22 protein-coding genes are annotated in these 21,118 nt (G+C 60.4%); 20 read left to right on the forward strand and 2 right to left on the reverse strand.

All coding sequences use genetic code 11. The features are described from left to right. Positions 1–7 precede the first annotated feature (7 nt). The 14 genes from rem (at position 8) to PYH37_RS14525 (ending at position 11,066) form a co-directional block, all read left to right on the forward strand. A complete protein-coding gene (gene rem / locus PYH37_RS14460; RefSeq protein ID WP_280735619.1) occupies positions 8–679 on the forward strand; it encodes a transcriptional activator Rem in 672 nt (223 codons plus the stop codon). Positions 680–770: 91 nt separating this feature from the next. Next, positions 771–1,985, forward strand: a complete 1,215-nt coding sequence (locus PYH37_RS14465; RefSeq protein ID WP_280735620.1) for a flagellar hook protein FlgE — start codon at positions 771–773, stop codon at positions 1,983–1,985. Between the two features lie 24 nt (positions 1,986–2,009). Beyond that, positions 2,010–3,440 (forward strand): flagellar hook-associated protein FlgK, encoded by a 1,431-nt coding sequence (gene flgK / locus PYH37_RS14470; RefSeq protein ID WP_280735621.1) that lies wholly within the window; start codon positions 2,010–2,012, stop codon positions 3,438–3,440. Positions 3,441–3,442: 2 nt separating this feature from the next. Further along, positions 3,443–4,501: a flagellar hook-associated family protein gene (locus PYH37_RS14475; RefSeq protein WP_280735622.1), complete on the forward strand. Its 1,059-nt coding sequence runs from the start codon at positions 3,443–3,445 to the stop codon at positions 4,499–4,501. Positions 4,502–4,536: 35 nt separating this feature from the next. Then, positions 4,537–4,884 (forward strand): flagellar biosynthesis regulator FlaF, encoded by a 348-nt coding sequence (gene flaF, locus PYH37_RS14480; RefSeq protein ID WP_280735623.1) that lies wholly within the window; start codon positions 4,537–4,539, stop codon positions 4,882–4,884. Continuing rightward, complete coding sequence (gene flbT, locus PYH37_RS14485; RefSeq protein WP_280735624.1) at positions 4,881–5,330, forward strand: flagellar biosynthesis repressor FlbT; 450 nt, start codon at positions 4,881–4,883, stop codon at positions 5,328–5,330. The genes flaF and flbT overlap by 4 nt, the downstream gene beginning before the upstream one ends. Beyond that, positions 5,321–5,737, forward strand: a complete 417-nt coding sequence (gene flgD, locus PYH37_RS14490; protein WP_280735625.1) for a flagellar hook assembly protein FlgD — start codon at positions 5,321–5,323, stop codon at positions 5,735–5,737. The genes flbT and flgD overlap by 10 nt, the downstream gene beginning before the upstream one ends. 7 nt (positions 5,738–5,744) lie before the next feature. Beyond that, positions 5,745–6,011, forward strand: a complete 267-nt coding sequence (gene fliQ, locus PYH37_RS14495) for a flagellar biosynthesis protein FliQ (protein WP_280735626.1) — start codon at positions 5,745–5,747, stop codon at positions 6,009–6,011. A gap of 142 nt (positions 6,012–6,153) precedes the next feature. Continuing rightward, on the forward strand, positions 6,154–8,241 hold the full coding sequence (gene flhA, locus PYH37_RS14500) for a flagellar biosynthesis protein FlhA (protein ID WP_280735627.1): 2,088 nt from the start codon (positions 6,154–6,156) through the stop codon (positions 8,239–8,241). Beyond that, complete coding sequence (gene fliR, locus PYH37_RS14505) at positions 8,238–8,990, forward strand: flagellar biosynthetic protein FliR (protein WP_280735628.1); 753 nt, start codon at positions 8,238–8,240, stop codon at positions 8,988–8,990. Before flhA ends, fliR begins: the two co-directional genes overlap by 4 nt. Positions 8,991–8,993: 3 nt before the next feature. Beyond that, positions 8,994–9,407: a hypothetical protein gene (locus tag PYH37_RS14510; RefSeq protein ID WP_280735629.1), complete on the forward strand. Its 414-nt coding sequence runs from the start codon at positions 8,994–8,996 to the stop codon at positions 9,405–9,407. A gap of 101 nt (positions 9,408–9,508) precedes the next feature. Beyond that, entirely contained in the window at positions 9,509–10,060 is a 552-nt protein-coding gene (locus PYH37_RS14515) for a rod-binding protein (RefSeq protein WP_280735630.1), read from the forward strand. A gap of 71 nt (positions 10,061–10,131) precedes the next feature. After that, the gene (locus PYH37_RS14520) at positions 10,132–10,500 is read left to right on the forward strand and encodes a hypothetical protein (RefSeq protein ID WP_280735631.1); all 369 of its coding nucleotides are present in this window, start codon (positions 10,132–10,134) and stop codon (positions 10,498–10,500) included. Next, positions 10,500–11,066 (forward strand): hypothetical protein, encoded by a 567-nt coding sequence (locus PYH37_RS14525; protein WP_280735632.1) that lies wholly within the window; start codon positions 10,500–10,502, stop codon positions 11,064–11,066. The genes PYH37_RS14520 and PYH37_RS14525 overlap by 1 nt, the downstream gene beginning before the upstream one ends. Positions 11,067–11,183: 117 nt before the next feature. On the opposite strand, the gene PYH37_RS14530 is transcribed toward PYH37_RS14525, so the two are convergent. Next, positions 11,184–12,173 carry a glycosyltransferase family 2 protein gene (locus PYH37_RS14530; protein WP_280736047.1) on the reverse strand — a complete coding sequence of 330 codons (990 nt, stop codon included), beginning with the start codon at positions 12,171–12,173 and terminating at the stop codon, positions 11,184–11,186. Positions 12,174–12,368: 195 nt separating this feature from the next. Here PYH37_RS14530 and PYH37_RS14535 point away from each other — a divergent pair, with 195 nt between their 5' ends. Then, positions 12,369–13,100, forward strand: coding sequence for a WecB/TagA/CpsF family glycosyltransferase (locus PYH37_RS14535; RefSeq protein WP_280735633.1), 732 nt, complete (start codon positions 12,369–12,371; stop codon positions 13,098–13,100). 283 nt (positions 13,101–13,383) lie between these two features. Then, positions 13,384–14,283, forward strand: a complete 900-nt coding sequence (gene folD / locus PYH37_RS14540) for a bifunctional methylenetetrahydrofolate dehydrogenase/methenyltetrahydrofolate cyclohydrolase FolD (protein ID WP_280735634.1) — start codon at positions 13,384–13,386, stop codon at positions 14,281–14,283. 44 nt (positions 14,284–14,327) lie between these two features. Here the strand turns inward: folD and PYH37_RS14545 are convergent, their stop codons facing one another. After that, on the reverse strand, positions 14,328–15,359 hold the full coding sequence (locus PYH37_RS14545; protein ID WP_280735635.1) for a substrate-binding domain-containing protein: 1,032 nt from the start codon (positions 15,357–15,359) through the stop codon (positions 14,328–14,330). A 293-nt stretch (positions 15,360–15,652) separates the two neighbouring features. Here PYH37_RS14545 and PYH37_RS14550 point away from each other — a divergent pair, with 293 nt between their 5' ends. From PYH37_RS14550 to bglA, 4 genes are all read left to right on the forward strand, one after another. Next, the gene (locus PYH37_RS14550) at positions 15,653–17,011 is read left to right on the forward strand and encodes an ABC transporter substrate-binding protein (RefSeq protein ID WP_280735636.1); all 1,359 of its coding nucleotides are present in this window, start codon (positions 15,653–15,655) and stop codon (positions 17,009–17,011) included. A 260-nt stretch (positions 17,012–17,271) separates the two neighbouring features. Then, positions 17,272–18,279 carry a carbohydrate ABC transporter permease gene (locus PYH37_RS14555; RefSeq protein ID WP_280735637.1) on the forward strand — a complete coding sequence of 336 codons (1,008 nt, stop codon included), beginning with the start codon at positions 17,272–17,274 and terminating at the stop codon, positions 18,277–18,279. A gap of 1 nt (position 18,280) precedes the next feature. Beyond that, positions 18,281–19,426 (forward strand): carbohydrate ABC transporter permease, encoded by a 1,146-nt coding sequence (locus tag PYH37_RS14560; protein ID WP_280735638.1) that lies wholly within the window; start codon positions 18,281–18,283, stop codon positions 19,424–19,426. Positions 19,427–19,456: 30 nt separating this feature from the next. Then, positions 19,457–21,112 carry a beta-galactosidase BglA gene (gene bglA / locus PYH37_RS14565; protein ID WP_280735639.1) on the forward strand — a complete coding sequence of 552 codons (1,656 nt, stop codon included), beginning with the start codon at positions 19,457–19,459 and terminating at the stop codon, positions 21,110–21,112. The last annotated feature ends 6 nt before the right edge of the window (positions 21,113–21,118 follow it).

Here is a 21,118-nt window from a genome sequence, read left to right on the forward strand (position 1 = left end):
CGGACGAATGATCGTGGTGGTTGATGACAGAGAGCTTGTTAAAGAAGGCTACACATCCCTGTTCGGGCGCGAGGGCATTCCCTCGACGGGCTTTGATCCGAAGGAGTTCGGCGAATGGGTGAGTACGGCAGCGGATTCCGACATCGATGCAGTCGAGGCGTTCCTGATCGGCCAGGGCGATAGCGCCTTCAGCCTGCCGCGGGCGATCCGCGATCGCTCGATGGCGCCGGTCATCGCCATGAGCGACACGCCGTCGCTGGAGAACACGCTGGCGCTCTTCGACTGCGGCGTTGACGACGTGGTGCGCAAGCCGGTGCATCCGCGCGAAATTCTCGCGCGTGTCGCGGCAATCCGCCGGCGGCTCAAGGCTATCGCCAACTACACGGATATCGGCCCGGTTCGCGTTTTCGCCGATGGCCGCGATCCCGAGATCAACGGCGAGGTCTTCGCCCTGCCGCGTCGTGAGCGCCGCATTCTCGAATATCTGGTCGCCAACCGCGGCCGCCGGGTCTCCAAATCGCAGATATTCAATGCAATCTACGGCATTTTCGACGAGGACGTCGAAGAGAACGTCGTCGAAAGCCATATCAGCAAGTTGCGCAAGAAACTGCGCAAGAAGCTCGGCTTCGATCCGATCGATTCCAAGCGCTTCCTTGGCTACTGCATCGACTGGAATTGATGCGCGTTGATCGCCAGCAGGGCCAGCTTAAGACAGGTTCACGCAAGGCCCGGCTCCTAGTCTCGCTGCAACAAGGAAACGAGGATCCGATATGAGTCTCTACGGTACCATGAGAACGGGCGTGTCCGGTATGAACGCCCAGTCGAACCGGCTCAGCACAGTCGCCGAGAACATCGCCAACGCCAACACGACCGGCTACAAGCGTGCCTCGACGGAATTCACATCGATGATCCTGCCGTCGAGCAACGGCGCGTACAATTCGGGCGGCGTACAGACCCAGGTCCGCTACAGCATCTCCGACCAGGGCGCCACGACCTACACGACGTCCGGCAGCGATCTTGCAATCGACGGCGGCGGTTTCTTCATCGTAGAAGGCGCCAACGGGCAGGAATATCTGACGCGTGCCGGCTCCTTCGTCCAGGACAAGGAAGGCAATCTCGTCAACGCCGCTGGCTTCACGCTGATGGGTTACGAGTATCAGGCCGGCGTCGATCCGACGGTCGTTGTGAACGGTTTCGACGGTCTGGCCAAGGTGAACCTCGCTTCCGAAGGGCTGGTGGCCGAGGGATCGACGACGGGTTCCATGGGAGCCAATCTGCCCTCAGGTGCGGCGGTGGGTGACATCTCCACCACCTCGCTTGTCGTCTACGACAGCCAAGGCAATACGCGCATTCTCGACTTCAACTACGAGAAGACGGCGGCGAATGCATGGTCGGTCGAGATTGTCGACCGTACATCGTCCACCGTTCTCGGTACCAGCGCGCTGACCTTCAATGCCGCGGGTGACCTGACGACATCACCGGCGACCGTTGTTGCTAACGGCGCGCTGATCAGCCCGCTCGCAGGTACAGGTGCCAACCTCGGTGCGATAACGATCGACCTGACCAAGACCACACAGCTCGGCTACGCCTTCAACTCCGATGGCGGCACGATCGATGGCAATGCGCCGAGCAAAGTCGCCGGCTATCAGATCGATTCCGACGGCATCGTTTACGTCAAGTACGAAAACGGCAAGCTCGATCCCCGTTACCGCATAGCGCTCGCCAATGTGCAGAGCCCGGACAAGCTGCTGCCGGAATCCGGCAACGTCTATTCGCAGGGCGTCGACTCTGGCGTCATCATCACCGGTTTTGCCGGCTCCGGAAACTTCGGCGAGATCCTCTCCGGCGCGCTTGAGAGCTCGAACGTCGATATCGCCGAGGAACTGACGGCGATGATCGAATCCCAGCGCAACTACACCGCCAATTCCAAGGTTTTCCAGACCGGCGCCGAATTGCTCGACGTTCTGGTCAACCTGAAACGGTAATCGAAAGAGAGACGGTCCCGCGTCATGTCGCTGTCCACCGCAATTACGATCGCGCAGTCGGCCTTCAACAACACGGCGGCGCAGACCGCCATCGTGTCGAAGAACATCGCGAATGCGGGCAACGCCGACTATTCGCGTCGGCTGGCCTTGCTGGGCAGCACGCCGAACGGAGCGCAGGTCGTTTCGATCTATCGCGCGCAGAACGAGGCGCTGCTCAAGCAAAGCATATCGAGCATCGGCCAGTCATCGGGGCAGGGTCGCCTTCTTTCCGGCCTGGAGCTTCTGAAATCGTCACTGGGCGGCAACGACTACGAAACCTCGCCGGCCACCTTCTTGGCTGCCTTCCGCGATAGTCTGCAGACATTCGCGTCGACGCCCGGAAACACGACGATGGCTGCTTCGGCCGTGTCGGATGCCGGCGATCTGGTGAACTCCATCAGCACCACGGCAAATGCGGTTCAGAACCTGCGGACCGATGCCGACAAGGAGATCGCACTCGAAGTCGAAAAGCTGAACAGCCTGCTTGCCGATTTCGAGCAGGCGAACAATGCGGTCAAAGCCGCGACCGCGCAGGAGCAGGATGCAAGCGACGCCCTCGACCAGCGCGACACGATCCTGAAGCAGATTTCCGAAATCGTCGGCATCTCGACGGTTACAAGGGCCAACAACGATACCGTTATCTACACTTCGGACGGCACCGTGCTTTTCGAGACCATGGCGCGGTCCGTCACCTTCACGCCCAAGACGGCCTATGATGCGACGATTGCCGGCAACAGGATTTATATCGACGGCGTTCCAGTTGCTGCCGGCGCCGGCGCCAATACGACGGCGGAGGGCAAGCTCGCAAGCCTGCTGCAATTGCGCGATGACATTGCGCCGAAATTCCAGTCGCAGCTTGACGAGATCGCGCGCGGCCTTGTCACGATGTTTCAGGAAGGCGGCGCACCCGGATTATTTACCTGGGCGGGCGGAACGGTTCCTGCGACGGCGACAGTGCAGCCCGGCATGGCGGCGACGCTTGTCGTCAATCCGCTGGCCAAGGCCAATCCGCTCCTGCTGCGCGACGGCGGTTTCAACGGGATCGTTTCCAATCCCGGCGGCGCTGCGACGCCCAACGCTGGCTACACCGCGCTGCTCGAAGGCTACATCGCTGCCATGGGGCAGGACATGACCTTCGACCCGGCCACCGGGCTCGACGGAACGAGCTCGATCCTCGATTTCGCGACCTCCTCCATCGGTTGGCTGGAGCAACTGCGCAGCACCGCCTCGACCGCCAGCGACAATAAATCGGCGCTTCTCGCCCGCACGCAGGAGGCGCTCAGCAAGGAGACGGGTGTCAGCATCGACGAGGAGCTGTCGCTGTTGCTTGACCTGGAGCAGTCCTACAAAGCGTCGGCCAAACTGGTCAGTACTGTGGACGCCATGATGGCGGCCCTTCTCGAAGCCGTGAGGTAATCATGAAGACATCCTTCGTTTCGAATCTGGCGGTACAAAACGCCATGCGGCTGACGATCCAGCAGCAGCAGGCGGAGATGCTCGACCTTCAGAAGGAATTGACGACGGGCCGCCATGCGGATGTCGGCGTCACGCTCGGAGCGGCGACCTCGCGCTCGCTCAATTTGCAGCGCGAGCTGGTGCGATTGAATGCGCTGACCAGCACGAACTCGATCGTCAACCAGCGGCTCTCCGCGTCTCAGGAAGCGCTGGAGACGATGTCGAGCGCAGCCCAAAAGGTGCGCGACACGCTGGTCACCTTCAAGGGCAACGATTCAGCGGACAAGCTGGCGATCCAAAAGACGGAGATCGACAGCGCCCTGTCATTGTTCACGGCTGCGGCAAACACCTCCTTCAATGGAGAGTTTCTGTTTTCCGGCATCAATTCGGACGTGAAGCCGCTCGCCGACTATAATTCAGCGGTGCCGTCCGCCGCCAAGACCGCTTTCAACACGGCGCTGTCGACGTTCATGGCGGCGCAGGTTCCGCCGCTGACGGCGATGGATCAGTTCTCGGTCACGCAGATGAACGACTTCATCACGACTGTTGTCGAGCCGATGTATACCGGTGCTGACTGGGACACGGACTGGTCCGACGCCTCGAATCAGAACATGACCAGTCGCATCAGCACGACGGAGGTGATCGAGAGCTCCACGAACGTCAACACGAAGGGCGTTCGGATGTTCGCGCTCGCGAGCGTCATAGCATCGGAGCTGATGGACACGGGGGTTACCTCCCAGGTGCGCACCGCGATCGGTGAAGCCGCGTTCCAATATGTCGAACAGGGCATCACCGACATCGATGCCCAGCGCAGTGCGCTTGGCGTCGCCGAAGCGCGCGTCAAGAAGGCGAACGACTCGCTGGCGGCGCAGACGAAGCTCATTGCGACACATATCGGCGACATCGAAGGCATCGACGAGGAGGCAGCCTCGACGCGGATAAACCTGCTGAAAACGCAACTTGAGACATCCTACACACTCACGTCGCGGATCCAGCAGTTGAGCTTGCTCAACTACCTCTGATTGAGAGGGACCGGACAAACATGAAGGATGTCTGAATGTACCAATTTTCTTATGCCGAGATCATGGAAGACGGCGTTGCCGATTCCAAAGATCGCGAACGGCAGGTACTCGATCGCTCGATCGCGCTGCTGGAGGCGGCGAGAGAGCAGAAGGGTTACTCCAGGGAGGCTATCGAGGCGATCTATTTCACCCGGCGCGTCTGGATCCGCTTCATCGAAGATCTGCGCACGCCGGATAACCAGCTCAACGAAGAGTTGCGCGCCAATCTGATTTCGATTGCCATCTGGATACTGAACGAGACGGAGAAGATCCGCAAACGTGAGTCTTCGAACTTCCAGGGCATAATAGACATAACCACCATCATCAGGGATGGACTGAAATGAAGAGCACACTGCGTATCTCGCTGAAGTCGGGCGAAAGAATCTTTGTAAACGGCGCGGTGCTCCGCGTTGACCGCAAGGTTGCGGTCGAATTCCTGAATGACGTCACGTTCCTTCTGGAAAATCACGTCCTGCAGCCGGAAGATGCGACCACGCCGCTGAAGCAGCTCTATTTCATCGCCCAGATGATCCTGATCAATCCCGAAGGCGCGGAGCAATCGACGGCAATGTTCCGCAAGTCGATCGTCATGCTGCTGACCTGCTTCAAGAACGACGAGGTGCTGGCCGAACTGAAACGCATCGACGGTTTGGTCACGCAGGGTCGCGCCTTCGAAGCGCTGAAGGCGATCCGTGCGCTCTACCCAATCGAGGATCGCATTCTCAACGCCCAGGAAATCACGCCGGCTACGGTCGAGCAGATACGCAAGGAGATCGCACCATGGCGGTAAGCGGCGTCAACAACACGTCGAGCAGCTACACACCAACCGTGTCGGGGGTGGAGTCGGGCGCGGACGCCAGCGCCGCGGCGTTGAACTACGAGAGCTTCCTGAAGTTGCTCGTGGCGCAGATGAAGAACCAGGACCCGACCGAGCCGATGGACGCGACGCAGCAGATCGCGCAGCTCGCGACCTTCTCCCAGGTGGAGCAGACAATCAAGACCAACAAGAATCTCGAAAGCCTGCTTCAGCGCACCTCGCTCAGCGAGGCGGATGCGGTTATCGGCAAGACGGTGACTAGCGCCGACGGCAAGACGACTGGCATCGTCAAGGAAGTGAAACTATACTCGGACGGAATCATCGCGGTGCTCGACACGGGCAAGGAGCTTGTCATCGGTCCCGGCGTTAAAGTGAAGTGACGTCTTCATGAATGAGGCAGATGCCCTCGACATCGTACAGGCTGCGATCTGGACCGTGATCGTCGCGTCGGGTCCTGCCGTTCTGGCCGCCATGGTGGTCGGTGTGGTCATCGCCTTCATCCAGGCGCTGACCCAGGTGCAGGAAATGACGCTGACCTTCGTGCCGAAGATCCTGGCGGTCATGATCACCGTCGCCGTCTCGGCGCCCTTCGTCGGGGCGCAGATATCCATCTTCACCGATCTCGTCTTCTCGCGAATCCAGTCCGGTTTCTGACGTTGCAGCAACCTTTGTGCATCTGAGCAGACGCACGGCGCTGTAATACCACCTTCGCGCAAGCTTGGGCCTTTAGATCTTCCGTCATAGCTTGGGCAGCTTCGCGATCGCTGCCCGCCTCTCATGAAGAGACGGAAGAGACATGGCACAACAGGCGACGCTGACTATCCCGAAACTCGCACCCAAGAGCCGGGACGTCGGCTTTGCGCTCGGGATCGTCGCGATCCTGTCGATCCTCTTCCTGCCTATTCCCCCGTTCCTGATCGATCTGGGCCTTGCATTCTCGATCGCCTTCTCGGTGCTGATCCTGATGGTCGCGCTCTGGATCCAGCGGCCGCTGGACTTCTCCTCCTTTCCGACCATCCTCCTGATCTCGACCATGATCCGTCTGTCGCTGAACATCGCGACGACGCGCGTCATCCTTTCGCACGGGCATGAGGGCCATGGCGCCGCCGGCGGCGTCATTTCCGGCTTTGCAAGCCTCGTCATGTCGGGCGATTTCGTCATCGGTCTGATTGTCTTCCTGATCCTGATCACGGTGAACTTCATCGTCATCACCAAAGGCGCGACGCGCATTGCGGAAGTCGGCGCCCGCTTCACTCTCGATGCGATCCCCGGCAAGCAGATGTCGATCGATGCAGATCTTTCAGCCGGCTTGATCGACGAGAAAGAGGCGCAGCGTCGCCGCCGCGAACTGGAGGAGGAAAGCTCCTTCTACGGCGCGATGGACGGTGCGTCGAAATTCGTGCGCGGCGATGCGATCGCCGGCCTGATCATTACGGCGATCAACGTCTTCGGCGGCATCATTATTGGTTACCTGCGGCATGGCATGCCGATCGGCGAGGCAGCCGACGTCTTCGTCAAGCTCTCCGTCGGCGACGGTCTGGTCTCACAGATTCCGGCGCTGATCGTCTCGCTCGCCGCGGGTCTGCTCGTCTCGCGCGGCGGTACCGCGGGCTCCACGGATCAAGCGGTCGTCGGCCAGCTCAGCGGCTACCCCCGCGCACTGATGGTCGCCGCCGGCCTCATTATCCTGCTTTCGGTCGTGCCCGGTCTGCCGTTCCTGCCTTTTGCTACCCTCGGCGGCGGCATGGCTTTCCTCGGCTGGGCTATTCCGAGGCAGCTCGAAGCCGCCAACGCGGAGAAGCGGGCTCAGGAGGCGGCGAAGGCGCAGCAGACGAAGGAGAGCGACAAGGACTCCGTCAAGTCGGTGCTGAAGACGGCGGAGATCGAGCTCCTGCTCGGCAAACAGGTCTCGACACGGCTTCTCGGCGCGCATCAGGAGCTTGCGTTCCGGGTGGGCAAGATGCGCCGCAAGTTCGCCGTGCAGTACGGCTTGGTCGTCCCGGAAATCAAGGTATCGGACGATATCTCCATTCCCGACAAGGCCTACCACATCCGTATCCATGGCACGACCATCGCATCGAACACCGTTCGCGTCGGCGAAGTCCTGGTGGTGACCGGCGGTGGTCGCCGGCCGAGCGTGCCCGGCGACGAGATCCGCGAACCGGCCTTCGGCATGCCGGCCGTTTCCATCCTGGAGACCTTTACGGAAGACCTGAAGCGCGAGGGCTTCCATCCGATCGACAACGTCTCGGTGGTGCTGACGCACCTCAGCGAAGTGATCCGCAACAACCTGCCGCAGCTTCTGTCCTACAAGGACGTGAAAGTGCTGATCGAGCGGCTCGATCCGGAGTACCGCAAGCTCGCGGACGAGATCTGTACATCACACATATCCTATTCCGGGCTCCAGGCGGTCTTGAAGCTGCTGCTCGCCGAGCGCGTTTCGATCCGCAACCTGCATCTCATTCTCGAAGCCGTGGCGGAACTCGCGCCGCACGTGCGCAAGACCGAGCAGATCGTCGAACATGTGCGCGTCCGCATGTCGCAGCAGCTCTGCGGAGACCTCGCCGACAACGGCGTTCTGCGCGTCCTGCGACTCGGCAACAAATGGGACATGGTCTTCCATCAGGCGCTGAAGCGCGATGCCAAGGGGGAAGTCGTCGAGTTCGACATCGATCCGCGTCACCTAGAGGAATTCAGCGAGCAGGCGACGAAGGTTATCCGTGAACATCTCGATCGCGGCATGCCCTTCGTGCTGGTAAGTTCACCCGAATCCCGCTCATATGTGCGCATGATCATCGAACGACTCTTCGCCACGCTTCCCGTGCTCTCCCATGTCGAGCTCGCCAAGGGCCTTGAGATCAAGATCATCGGCTCGATTTCATGATAACCGACCCCGAGGGTACGGTGCTGGCGCTGTTTGCGGCCTTCTGCCGGATCGGTGCGTGCATCATGATCATGCCGGGATTTTCAACCGCACGCGTCCCTCTTCAGATCAGGCTGTTCATCGCGGTCGCGGTTTCGATGGCTATCCTGCCGGTCATGTGGACGGATATCTACCCGCAGGTCACGGGGAAAGGGCATACCTACATCTATTTCATCGCGACCGAGACGGTCGTCGGTGCCGTCATCGGGCTCATTGCACGTTATTACGTGCTTGGCCTGCAGTTCGCCGGGACGGCGATGACCATGCTGATCGGATTCACCCCGCCGCCGACGGCCGATGTGCTTGAAGATACCGCCGAAAACCAGCTCACCAGCATGATCAGCTTCGCGGGCCTGATGATCCTCTTCATGCTGGATTTCCATCACGCCATCCTGGAGGCGATCGTGCAGTCCTATCGCGTGATGCCACTCGGCGTTGGCTTCGATCCGCAGAGCGTGCTGATCACGCTTACGAACGCGCTGGAACAGACATTCATGATCATGTTGCGGCTCGCCAGCCCGTTCGTGATCTATGGCCTGCTCTTCAACGTCGCTATCGGCATGGTGAACAAGCTGGCGCCGCAGATTCCGATCTATTTCATTTCCCAGCCCTACCTCATCATGGGCGGTATGTTCCTGCTCTATCTCGGGATCGCCGCGATGCTGCGCCTGTTCGCGGATGGCTTCGGGCCGGTAATGCAAGGGGGATAGAGCATGAAAACGCGATCGGAAAAATTGAAACGCCTGGTCGCCGTTCAGCGGCATCTCGAGCAGATGGCGGAGAGCGAACTCGCCGAAACCGCGCGCCAGCGCACGGCGCTTGCCGAAACGATCGATGTCGTCGTGGATGCAATGGGCTCGGCTCACCCGATGCACCGCATGTTTTCAGGGCACTATTCCTCCCAGCTCGGACGCCTCGTGCAAAAGGATCAGATGCTGCTCGGCATTCAGCAGGTGCATGAGGCCCGCATGCTGAAGGAACGCGCAAAGGGCGATCGGCTGAAAGAGAGCATGAAGGACGCCCGCGTCCTAGAGGATCGTGAGGCGGCCGACAACTCTATCCTCGATCTGATCGATCAGCACGTCTCGGGCGGGACGCCAGCTTCCGGTAAGGTTGACGGGCGATAGTACCCATCCGGAGGCGCAGCAAACGACGCCGTTCCGGTTCGGGACACTGACTGCGCCCCCGGACGGCGACGGCCGCCGCTCCGGCTTCGAGAGGATCTGACATGGCAATTTCCCCGCCCAGCGACCTGGTTATGGACGTCGTCCGTGCCGCCGATCCGGCCGAAATTCAGGAGGCCCAGGCGCGGCTCAAGGCCAATCGCGCGGCCTTCCAAGCAACCAGCCTGGCGGAAAACGGCAATGGCTTCGCAGCCGCCGTTTCTGTGCTGAATCCCTCCGACGGATCGAGCGGCCTCGGCGACATCAACAATCGCCTCGAACCGAAGAAGATCCCCGAGACCTATCGCAAGTTCGAGGCGATGGTGTTGCAAAATTTCGTGAAATCCATGTTGCCGAGCGAAAGCGAGAATGTCTTCGGCAAGGGCACGTCCGGCGATATCTGGAAGAGCATGATGGCCGAACAGATCGGCGACGTTCTCGCCAAGGGAGGCGGGATCGGCATTGCCGACCGGATGGCAGGCAACGACGCGGCCGACCGCGTGAACGCTTCGCTTGACGGCGACAGCCGCAATCTGGCTGCGGGCATGGTTCAGGAATACGAGCGCAAGGCGCTCGCCGGTTTTTTGACGAACGACGACAGAAAAAAGCAAGCCTAGAGCGGGCCCTCGACAAGCGCGCGGACATCATCCGCTCGCATCCCGCCATGATTGATCTTGGGAGTTGATTTATGGAAGCAGTGGCATCCAATGACGTACGGATACAAAATGTTCTCGGCCGCCTGGAGATGATCATCGACAACGAGAACAGCCGCATCGGCGTGGACCCCGACTTCGACATAAAGACGTCGAACGCGCACAAAAGCCGCTGCCTCTATGAGCTGACGATGCTCCACCGTGACGCTGTTGCCAGCGAAATCTCACCGGCCTTCGTCTCGCAGACGCGCCATCTCAGAAATAAGCTGCAGATCAATTCCCAGAAGGTGGAAGCGCATCTCGACGCGGTCCGTTCCGTCGTCGACCTTCTGAAGACGGCTGCGCAGGACGCCGATGCGGACGGCATCTATACCGAAGCGCAGTTCCGCTATAGCGATTTCTGATGCTGAAGCTTGCTCTTACCGGGGTTTGGGTCTGTGCCGTTACGCTCGGATCCGTGTATTTTTCGATCCAGCATGCTTCGGCGCCCGTTATCTCGGAGGCCGAAGCCGACCGTCGCGCCGCAGAAGAATATGTCCCGGGAGAAATCATTACCGTCCCGATCATCAGGGACGGAGCCGTGCAGGGATATTTCCTTGCAAAGCTCTCCTTTTCGGCAATGAGGGAAGGAATCGCGAAGCTGCACGCACCTCTTCGCCAGGTCGTCACGGATGAGCTCTATGATCTGCTTGTCGGCTCAAAACTAATCGACGTCGCCGATATGGGGACATTCGATCTTCCGAGCTTCAAGAACGCGGTCAAGGATGGCCTCAACGGCAAGCTCGGAAGCGAAGTGATTACCGAAGTTCTGGTCGAGCAGCTCGAATATCTCACCAAGGATGATGTCGAACGCGTGGCCAACAGCCAAAACAGGCCGTACCAGAAGCCGGTCGCCATCGTCGACCGAAATGGCAAAGTCGCTTCCGATAAGATTCCGGAAGGTGCGGTGAAGGCCACAAGCGGACATTGATCTACCGCACGTTCCTTAATCGGGAGCCGATTTTAAGACATGCAGCAATTCAGAGTGCTGCAGCGACCTTGTGCGTCTTAAACGACGCACGGCGCCGTAGGACTGCGCCGACGCAAGTCACCCTTTCGGCTCGTCGGGGGATTGCTCGCCGACAAAACCGATTTCGGCCATCAGACGGCCCACTGCCACATAGAAGTGATAGAGGCCTGCGGCGGCAAGGCCGGTTTCCGCCCAAAGCTTGAGACCACGCGGCAGCGAAGTCACGAGCAGCGCAAGGGATTTACCAACCGTTTTCAGTCGGCCGGCGAAAGTCGAATCGCGCTGGTGCTCCAGGAGTGTCGAAATCGCGCCAGCTTCGAGGCTGCGGGCACGGGCCCATGACGCCGTCGTGTGATGCGCCGGGACCGTCTCCGCGACCCATGCCTCCGCTGCCCAGGCAAACGAGAATCCCTTGGCCTTGCAGCGGTTGAAGAAGTCCGCGTCGCCGCCACCGGGGAAATTCAGGGCCGGATCCAGAAACGGCTGGGCCATGGCGTTGAGCACAGGCCTGGTCAGAAGGACGTTGCCGGCGGAATAGAGTACCGGCACCTGTCCTGTCGCTTCGTAATGGGGCGCAAAGACCGGATGTCTCTTCCATCTTTGCCCTTTCGGATCCTCGAAGACGGGCAGTTGTGGGCCGCCAACGATGTCCGCTCCTTGCGCTTCCTGGACCGCAGCAAGACAATCGAGCCATTCGGGCGCGGCCACTTCATCGTCATAGATGACGGCCAGGGTGCGCAGATTGGGATAGCGCTCGAGGGCCATCGCCCATCCGGCATTGCAGGCATGGCTGTGTCCACGACGCTGGGCGACGATAATGGTGGAATCGGACGGATGCCCGAGAAAGAAGCCTTTTGCCGCTTCTGCGCCGGCCAGGCCGTCGGCGTCGTTCTCGACCACGATTGTTGCGCAGGGAACGTCAGGCCGTTGTGAAATGATGGTTTTCAGCGTCTTGATGAGGTGATCCGGACGACGAAAGGTCGGCAGGACCACGACGAGTTCGATATCCGCCGCGTCCTCCAGTTCGGTCTGAAAGTGGACGGAAGTATCCTGACCAGTCGGCGTCATCATCAAAGCCCCTGCGCGCAGAGTGCAGACTAGCACTACAGCAGATCTTCCTAAACAGATGTTGAATCTGGAAAGCGGTTTTTGAATGAGAGCTTTAAGCGCAACTTCACCGCGTGCCGCTAAAAGCTGGAGGAACGGTTTTCACCACGCGTATCTCTCTTCACCCGTGCCGGCGCGAATCTTGGGAACAAATGCATGACGAACTCGCTCCTGCGCGGCGCCGCTAAACCGCTCAACCCGACGACCGGCGACATAGCCCCCCGCGACCTTGGATGGGCCGAAGCGCTCGCCTTCGCGGACAGGGCGGTCTCTCGGGCCAAGGGACAGGTGATGGTGACCTTCCTGAATGCGGGCAGTGCCAAGCTGACGATGCGGGACGAAGGGCAGGGGGACGCGCTTCGGCGACAGGAGTTGAGCGGATGCGACGCCGCTCGCGCTTCTCGCCTGTCCTGCGACCGGGTGTTTGCAGCCAAACTGAACGAGTCCGATTTCGTGCCAGCGCTCCTGACTTACGTCGAAAAACCGATGCGTGTCGCTTTGGTCGGTTCGCGCAGCGACGTTCTGCAGTGCGCTGCCGCAGTTTTCCGGGCTCGCACGCCCTGGCACGAATTCGTTCCGATCATGGATGCCTTCTGCGACCATTCAATTTCGCAGAAGGTTCTCGATCGCCTGCATTCGCTTGCGCCGGACATTCTTGTCGTTGCCGTAGAGGGCCTGCCACAACGCAAATGCGTCGACCGACGACTAGGTCAAGACGAGGCGCCTCTCGTCATCACGGTGAGCGCTCTTTTCGATCATGTCACGCAGGAACAGGCTGCGGCGCCGACGCTTCTCCGCCATCCCGGACTGGGGTGGCTCTATCGCCTTCTCCTGGGATTTCGGCGGCTGTGGCGCCGGCACTTCCTGGGCGATCCCGTTGTTTCCTAGGGGCGCCGAGCCGCGGTCGATCCGCTTCCGGCATCTTGGCGCCGGCCGATAAGCCACTCGGACGCTGCGCTCTCGCATCGGCTGATCCACAGCAATTTGCTGCATGCCGGCTGCGACCTTTCACAAATGCAAGGAAATGCGACGCTCGCCGGCCGATCGCGGCCTCGGCACTTTCCGGCTCTTGCATTTATGCGTTTGGGACAGCATAGGGCGCATGCAGGCAATCGCGCGATGCCGCGCGAATTAGAGTGTGCCGCGTTCGAGACAAATCGGGAGATACGCCGTGACGACTGTGATTGATGGCAAGGCCGTTGCCGCATCGGTCATCGAAACCGTGAAATCCGCCACCAGAACGCTGGAGAGCGAGACGGGCGTACGTGCGGGCCTCGCAGTGGTCATCGTTGGAGACGATCCGGCGAGTCACGCCTATGTGTCGTCGAAGAGCAAGATGGCCAAGGAATGCGGTTTTCTCTCCATCCAGCACACGCTGCCGAACGAGACGTCGCAACAGGACCTGGCAAAGTTGGTCGCAGACCTCAATGCCGACCCCGAGATTCACGGCATTCTCGTGCAATTGCCGCTGCCGAAGCCGCTTCAATCGGAGCCGATCATCCAGTCGGTTCTCCCGGAGAAGGACGTCGACGGCCTCCATGTCGTCAACGCCGGCAAGCTCGCTACAGGCGACCTCGAGGGCGGGCTCGTCTCCTGTACTCCGGCCGGCGCGATGGTGTTCGTGCGCCGCACCTATGGCGAAGATCTTTCCGGTCTCAATGCTGTCGTCGTCGGTCGCTCCAACCTCTTCGGCAAACCGATGTCGGCCCTGCTTCTTGCAGCCAATGCAACGGTGACCACCGCGCATTCGCGCACCAAGGACCTCCCGGCCGTCTGCCGCGATGCGGATATTCTCGTGGCCGCAGTCGGCCGTCCGGAAATGATCAAGGCGGATTGGGTGAAGCCTGGCGCGATGGTGATCGACGTCGGTATCAATCGCGTTCCGGCGCCGGAAAGAGGCGAGGGCAAGACGAAGCTCGTCGGCGATGTCGCCTTCGAGGAATGCGCCAAGATCGCAAGCGTCATCACCCCGGTGCCGGGCGGCGTCGGGCCGATGACGATCGCTATGCTGATGGCGAACACGATCATTGCCGCCTATCGCAAGGCGGGCCGCAAGCCGCCGAAGTTCTGACGATCGCGATCGCTTTCACGAAGAAAGGGATGCCTCCTTTCCTGCTACCGGCCGGGCGCCGGTCCTGTCGAAGCTCTGACGATCAGTTCGGCGCGCCACAGCTCCTGTTCCGGATAGTCGCCACTGTCGAGAATCCCGCCGATCAGTCGCGTGGCAATACGAGCTCCGGCCGCCCGGAGCGATGAGCGGGTGGTGGTGAGCGGCACGCTGAAATTCTCCGGCTTCAGCATCGGCAAAACGTCGTCGTGGGCGATGACAGAAATGTCGGCGCCGATGGTGAGGCCCGCCTGATTGATCGCACGCACTGCGCCGAGCGCCAGTACGGTACTGGAGCAGAGAACGGCGGTGGGCGGATCCGGCTGCTGCAGGAAACTCTGCATGCTGCGATAGCCATATTCGTCGGTCATGACCGAGTGATGGACCAGGGCTTCGTCGAGACGGAGGCCCCACTCTTCCAGCGCACGCATCAGCCCCTTTTTTCGACGGATGGAGAAGGTCAGGTATTCCAGCCCGTTGATCAACGCGATCCGCTGATGGCCGAGCTGGAGCAGAAGCTTGGCCGCGTCATAGAACGCACGCGTATTGTCGATATCGAGGAACGGGTAGTCCTGCGGTCCGCCGATCGATCTGCCATGCACGACGAAGGGCATCGAGAGCGATTTCAGCATGGCGATGCGTGGGTCGTTCGCGCGCATGTAGGCGAGGAAGACCGCGTCGACGGTGCCGCTTGCCGCGAGGCGTCGAAATGTTGCTTCCTCGTCCTCCGGCGCGCTCGGATTGAGGACGAAGTGAAAGTCGTGCTTGATGGCCGCCTCGCCGAGGCCGGCGAGAAACTCGCCGAAATGAATATCGGAGTCGATGCCGGGCGCGATTGGCATGACAAGGCCGATGGAATAGGCCTTTCCCGTCGCGAGCCGCTGAGCGGCCCTATTGGGCCGATAGCCGGTCTCGCGCACCGCCTGCAGGACCCGTTGCCGTGTTTCCGCGTTGACTTCCGGGTAGCCGTTCAGCGCTCGGCTGACTGTCGTCTGCGACAGGCCGAGCAGCTCCGCCAGCTGCTTAAGATTAACCGGCATGCTCCGCATTCCTCCCAAAGCGCTTTGAATATTGCTTTTCTTTTTGTTGTCGCGGCAAGCGCTCTTTTTGTCCTCTATCACTCGTCCGGGGCATGAAAAAGCAGAAAACCGTCTCTTCGCGTCGCAAAATGTTGACGCACAGCAAAATTCTGACGCACTGGGGCGCTGGTGGAAAGCTCTTGACTCTTCGTCTGCCGCGATGGTTTCTTAGCAAACTCAAAGCGCTTTGAATTCGCGCTTGGTGATCCGCCCGTGGCGCAACGTCCGGGTTTCATGTTGGGGAGGAGAAGAACGTGAAAAGATCATTTCTGATGGGTGTGGCTGCGCTCGCTCTGATGGCAGGGGCCGCGAACGCCGCCGACCTCAAGTTCAAGCCGGGCGAGGATTCCAAGTTCAACTGGGCGAGCTTCGAGGAGTTCAAGAAAGGTCATGACCTGAAAGGTCAGACACTGACGATCTTCGGCCCTTGGCGCGGCGAGGACGAGGCTCTGTTCAAGAGTGTCTATGCCTATTTCGTCGAAGCGACGGGTGCTGAGATCAAGTATTCGTCCTCCGAGAACTACGAGCAGCAGATCGTCATCGATACCCAGGCCGGCAGCCCGCCGGATGTGGCGATCCTGCCGCAGCCGGGTCTGATTGCCGATCTTGCCTCCAAGGGTTATCTGACGCCGCTGGGCGACGAAACCAAGCAATGGCTGCTCGACAACTATGCCGCAGGTCAGTCCTGGGTGGATCTCTCCACCTATAACGGCAAGGACGGCACGGCGGCTCTCTATGCCTTCCCCTATAAGATCGACGTCAAATCACTCGTCTGGTACGTGCCGGAAAATTTCGAAGACGCCGGTTACGAAGTGCCGAAGACCATGGAGGAGTTGAAGGCGCTGACGGAGAAGATCGCCGCTGACGGGGAGAAGCCCTGGTGCATCGGTCTCGGCTCCGGCGGTGCGACCGGATGGCCCGCAACGGACTGGGTCGAAGACCTGATGCTGCGCACGCAGGCGCCCGATGTCTACGACAAATGGGTCAAGAACGAGATCCCCTTCAACGACCCGGCTGTCACCGGCGCGCTTGACGAATTCGGCTGGTTCGCCCGCAACGATCAGTTCGTCGATGGCGGCGCGGCCGCCGTCGCCTCCACCGACTTCCGCGACAGCCCGAAAGGTCTCTTCACCTCTCCGCCGAAGTGCTATCTGCACCATCAGGCCTCGTTCATCCCGTCGTTCTTCCCCGAAGGGACAGTCATCGGCGAGGATGCGGACTTCTTCTACATGCCGCCTTACGAGAGCAAGAAGGAACTCGGCAATCCGGTGCTCGGCGCCGGTACGCTCGCGCTGATCACCAAGGATACGCCGGCCGCACGCGCCTTCATCGAGTTCTTGAAGACGCCGATCGCGCATGAGGTCTGGATGGCGCAGACGAGCTTCCTTACGCCCTACAAGAGCGTCAATGTCGACATCTACGGCAATCCGCCGCTTAAAAAGCAGGGCGAAATCCTGCTCAGCGCGACGACCTTCCGCTTCGACGGTTCTGACCTGATGCCGGGCAAGATCGGTGCCGGCGCCTTCTGGACCGGCATGGTCGATTTCGTCGGCGGCAAGTCGTCGGCCGATGTCGCGGCCGACGTGCAGAAGGCTTGGGACGCCATCAAGTAAACCTCAAAGTGGCGGACGAACACGGGTGTCGTCCGCCCTTTCCTCACTTCGGGTTGTTCAGCGAAATTGCGGGCCATCCCAAAAACGAGCGGTAGCCGCCGTCACGCGATGCGCTGGAGCGTCCTGCTCCGGCGGCATTTACAGCGCCGCGCGTCTAATTAGACGCGCAAAGGTCGCTGTAGCACTTTGAATCGCTGCATGATTTTGTCCTTAAATCGATTCCGATTTAAGGAATCATGCAGTAAGGGGGAGGATGTGTCATGCAGCTCGTCGCTGCCATTCTGATGATGATAGCCGGTGTTCTGGCCTGCGCGGCGTATTTCTGGAGCACCAATTTCATCCTTGATTGGATTTTTCCCTCGAAGGGGCTGTCGGGTGCCGCTGCATCCCGCAATCTGCGCATCACCAATGCCATCCGGCCCTGGCTGTTCCTCGCGCCGGCCCTGTTTGCGCTGACAATCTATCTCATCTATCCCGTCATCCAATCCGCGATCTTGAGCCTCCATGACAGGGGAGGCCTGAATTTCGTCGGGCTGCGCAACTACGTCTGGATGATCAACGACGGTGAGTTCCGGCAGTCGATCTTCAACAACTTCCTTTGGCTTCTGGTCGTTCCGGCGCTTTCGACGTTCTTCGGTCTGATCATCGCCGCGCTGACGGACCGCATCTGGTGGGGCAACATCGCCAAGACGCTGATCTTCATGCCGATGGCGATCTCCTTCGTCGGCGCCGCAGTGATCTGGAAATTCATCTATGACTATCGGGCCGAGGGGTCCGAACAGATCGGCCTGTTGAACGCGATCGTCGTCGCCTTCGGGGGCTTGCCGGAGGCGTGGATCACGTTGCCCTTCTGGAACAATTTCTTCCTGATGGTGATCCTCATCTGGATCCAGACAGGCTTCGCAATGGTGATCCTGTCAGCGGCTCTGCGCGGCATTCCCGAGGAGACAATCGAAGCTGCCGTCATCGATGGCGCCAATGGCTGGCAGATCTTCTTCAAGATCATGGTGCCGCAGATATGGGGCACGATCGCCGTGGTCTGGACGACCATCACCATCCTGGTGCTCAAGGTCTTCGATATCGTGCTGGCGATGACGAACGGGCAATGGCAGAGCCAGGTGCTCGCGAACCTGATGTTCGACTGGATGTTCCGAGGCGGCGGTGATTTCGGCCGCGGCGCCTCGATTGCAGTGGTGATCATGGTGCTCGTCATTCCGATCATGATCTGGAATATCCGCAACGCGACCAAGGAAATGGGGGGCCGTTGAGATGAACCCGTCCACGCGTTCCCCGCTCACTTGGGCCGTGCATGTCTCGGTGCTGCTTCTGGTCGTGCTCTGGACCATGCCCACGGCCGGGCTCTTGATTTCATCGCTGCGAGACAAGGATCAACTCGCCGTCTCCGGCTGGTGGACGGCGCTTGCCACCTCGTCACGCAACAGCGTCGCGCGCGCGCCTTCCGCCGACAGCCAGGTCGAACGCGACGGCAAGTTCGTCATCTCCGGCAACTTTCTTGGCGGACAGCCCGGCCAGGTTTCCGCCTTCGGTTTTTCGAGCCGCGAGCCCGCCAAATTCAAGCCTGGAGAGACGGCGGAGCTCAATGACGGCGAAAGACTCACCGTGCAGGAGGACGGCAGCTTCGAGATCGTTTCGGACAAGAGGATGGAAGGATCGCGCGGCCAGCGTATTTTCTTTACCTCCGCGACGCCGCCACGTTTCACCCTTGAAAATTATGGTGAGGTGCTGAGCGCCGAAGGCATCGGCCGGTCGTTCATCAACTCGCTGACGGTCGCGGTTCCCTCGACGGTCATCCCAATTCTGATCGCAGCCTTCGCGGCCTATGCACTCGCCTGGATGCCCTTTCCGGGGCGCGCGATTCTGCTCGCTGTCGTCGTCGGTCTGCTGGTCGTGCCGCTGCAGATGTCGCTCATTCCGCTGCTGAAGCTCTATAATGGGGTGGGGGCCTTCTTCGGCGTTCCCGCCAAAACCTATATGGGCATCTGGCTTGCCCATACCGGCTTCGGCCTGCCGCTCGCGATTTATCTGCTGCGCAACTACATGGCCGGCCTGCCGCGCGAAATCATGGAATCCGCGCGCGTCGACGGCGCCAGCGATTTCGACATCTTCGTCAAGATCATCCTGCCGTTGTCGTTCCCTGCGCTGGCATCCTTCGCCATCTTCCAGTTCCTGTGGACCTGGAACGATCTTCTCGTCGCCATCGTCTTCCTCGGTACGGGCCAGGATCAACTGGTCCTGACGGGCCGTCTCGTCAATCTTCTCGGCTCACGCGGCGGCAATTGGGAAATCCTCACCGCCTCCGCCTTCATCACCATCGTCGTTCCTCTGATCGTCTTCTTCGCTTTGCAACGCTACCTTGTTCGCGGTCTGCTGGCTGGCTCGGTCAAGGGCGGCTGATTTCATTCAAGGCAAGGACATTTAACGCGCATGACAATAACCGAAACGACCGGCTCCATTCTGCAGCCCGACAGGGATTGGTGGCGTGGAGCGGTGATTTACCAGATCTATCCGCGCTCCTTTCAGGACACGAATGGCGATGGCATCGGCGATCTGAGAGGCATCACCGCCCGCCTGCCGCATGTGGCGGCGCTCGGCGCGGATGCCATCTGGATCTCTCCCTTCTTCACCTCGCCGATGAGGGATTTCGGGTACGACGTCTCCAACTACACCGATGTCGATCCGATCTTCGGGACGCTCGAGGATTTCGATGCGCTGATCGCGGAAGCGCACCGGCTCGGCCTTCGGGTGATGATCGATCTCGTGCTGTCTCACACGTCGGATCAGCATCCGTGGTTCATCGAGAGCCGATCGAGCCGCAGCAATGCCAAGGCGGACTGGTACGTCTGGGCCGATTCGAAGCCGGATGGTACGCCGCCGAACAATTGGCTGTCGATCTTCGGCGGTTCCGCCTGGGCCTGGGATCCGACGCGACTGCAATATTACCTGCACAATTTCCTGACCTCGCAGCCGGACCTCAACCTGCACAATCGACAGGTGCAGGAGGCGCTCCTCGGTGTCGAGCGCTTCTGGCTGGAGCGCGGTGTCGACGGTTTCCGGCTCGATACGATCAACTTCTATTTCCATGACAAGCAGTTGCGCGACAACCCGGCACTGGCTCCGGAGCGGCGGAACGCCTCGACGGCGCCCGCCGTCAATCCGTACAACTATCAGGAACATATCTACGACAAGAACCGGCCGGAGAACGTGGAGTTCCTCAAGCGCTTCCGCGCGGTGATGGACGAATTTCCGGCGATTGCCGCCGTCGGCGAGGTCGGCGACAGCCAGCGCGGTCTTGAGATTGCCGGCGAATACACATCCGGCGGCGACAAGATGCAAATGTGCTACGCCTTCGAATTCCTGGCGCCCGATGCGCTGACGCCCGGAGGGATCGCCGAGGTGCTGCTCGATTTCCAGAAGGCCGCTCCGGAAGGCTGGGCCTGCTGGGCCTTCTCGAACCATGATGTCGTGCGCCATGTCAGCCGCTGGGGAGGTGGCGTCGCCAATCACGACGCGCACGCTAAGCTGCTCGCCAGCCTGCTCATGTCGCTGCGCGGCTCCGTCTGCATCTACCAGGGCGAAGAGCTGGGGTTGAGCGAAGCGGAGCTCGCCTACGAGGACCTTCAGGACCCCTACGGCATCCAGTTCTGGCCCGACTTCAAGGGCCGCGATGGTTGCCGGACCCCCATGGTGTGGGAGAGCTTGCCAGATGGCGGCTTCAGCAGCGCGAGACCCTGGCTGCCGGTTCCGGAGAGCCATCTTTCCCAAGCGGTTGCAGCGCAAGAAGGCGATCCGGCCTCAGTCATGCAGCACTACCGCCGCTTCCTATATTTCAGGAAGGCACATCCGGCTTTCGCCAAGGGAGAGATCGAATTCGTGCGAACACGGGCGCCGCTTCTTGGCTTCCTGCGGACCCACGGCGATGAGAAGCTGTTCTGCCTGTTCAACATGAGCGAGGAGCCGGCGGCCGCGGAACTGCCAAGTGGAGGGCTGAAGCCGCTCGAAGGTCACGGCTTCATCTCTGATATAAAGGACAACGGGATCAATCTTCCGGCTTGGGGCGCGTTCTTCGCGCGTCTGGCCTAAAAGGAG

Source organism: Sinorhizobium numidicum, assembly GCF_029892045.1.
In the GTDB taxonomy this organism is placed as follows: domain Bacteria; phylum Pseudomonadota; class Alphaproteobacteria; order Rhizobiales; family Rhizobiaceae; genus Sinorhizobium; species Sinorhizobium numidicum.

Excerpts from the sequence above, each read along its gene's own strand:
- rem (WP_280735619.1), top strand. The coding sequence starts at position 8 with ATGATCGTGGTGGTTGATGACAGAGAGCTTGTTAAAGAAGGCTACACA.
- PYH37_RS14465 (WP_280735620.1), top strand. The coding sequence starts at position 771 with ATGAGTCTCTACGGTACCATGAGAACGGGCGTGTCCGGTATGAACGCC.
- flgK (WP_280735621.1), top strand. The coding sequence starts at position 2,010 with ATGTCGCTGTCCACCGCAATTACGATCGCGCAGTCGGCCTTCAACAAC.
- PYH37_RS14475 (WP_280735622.1), top strand. The coding sequence starts at position 3,443 with ATGAAGACATCCTTCGTTTCGAATCTGGCGGTACAAAACGCCATGCGG.
- flaF (WP_280735623.1), top strand. The coding sequence starts at position 4,537 with ATGTACCAATTTTCTTATGCCGAGATCATGGAAGACGGCGTTGCCGAT.
- flbT (WP_280735624.1), top strand. The coding sequence starts at position 4,881 with ATGAAGAGCACACTGCGTATCTCGCTGAAGTCGGGCGAAAGAATCTTT.
- flgD (WP_280735625.1), top strand. The coding sequence starts at position 5,321 with ATGGCGGTAAGCGGCGTCAACAACACGTCGAGCAGCTACACACCAACC.
- fliQ (WP_280735626.1), top strand. The coding sequence starts at position 5,745 with ATGAATGAGGCAGATGCCCTCGACATCGTACAGGCTGCGATCTGGACC.
- flhA (WP_280735627.1), top strand. The coding sequence starts at position 6,154 with ATGGCACAACAGGCGACGCTGACTATCCCGAAACTCGCACCCAAGAGC.
- fliR (WP_280735628.1), top strand. The coding sequence starts at position 8,238 with ATGATAACCGACCCCGAGGGTACGGTGCTGGCGCTGTTTGCGGCCTTC.
- PYH37_RS14510 (WP_280735629.1), top strand. The coding sequence starts at position 8,994 with ATGAAAACGCGATCGGAAAAATTGAAACGCCTGGTCGCCGTTCAGCGG.
- PYH37_RS14515 (WP_280735630.1), top strand. The coding sequence starts at position 9,509 with ATGGCAATTTCCCCGCCCAGCGACCTGGTTATGGACGTCGTCCGTGCC.
- PYH37_RS14520 (WP_280735631.1), top strand. The coding sequence starts at position 10,132 with ATGGAAGCAGTGGCATCCAATGACGTACGGATACAAAATGTTCTCGGC.
- PYH37_RS14525 (WP_280735632.1), top strand. The coding sequence starts at position 10,500 with ATGCTGAAGCTTGCTCTTACCGGGGTTTGGGTCTGTGCCGTTACGCTC.
- PYH37_RS14530 (WP_280736047.1), bottom strand. The coding sequence starts at position 12,173 with ATGACGCCGACTGGTCAGGATACTTCCGTCCACTTTCAGACCGAACTG.
- PYH37_RS14535 (WP_280735633.1), top strand. The coding sequence starts at position 12,369 with ATGACGAACTCGCTCCTGCGCGGCGCCGCTAAACCGCTCAACCCGACG.
- PYH37_RS14545 (WP_280735635.1), bottom strand. The coding sequence starts at position 15,359 with ATGCCGGTTAATCTTAAGCAGCTGGCGGAGCTGCTCGGCCTGTCGCAG.
- PYH37_RS14555 (WP_280735637.1), top strand. The coding sequence starts at position 17,272 with ATGCAGCTCGTCGCTGCCATTCTGATGATGATAGCCGGTGTTCTGGCC.
- PYH37_RS14560 (WP_280735638.1), top strand. The coding sequence starts at position 18,281 with ATGAACCCGTCCACGCGTTCCCCGCTCACTTGGGCCGTGCATGTCTCG.
- bglA (WP_280735639.1), top strand. The coding sequence starts at position 19,457 with ATGACAATAACCGAAACGACCGGCTCCATTCTGCAGCCCGACAGGGAT.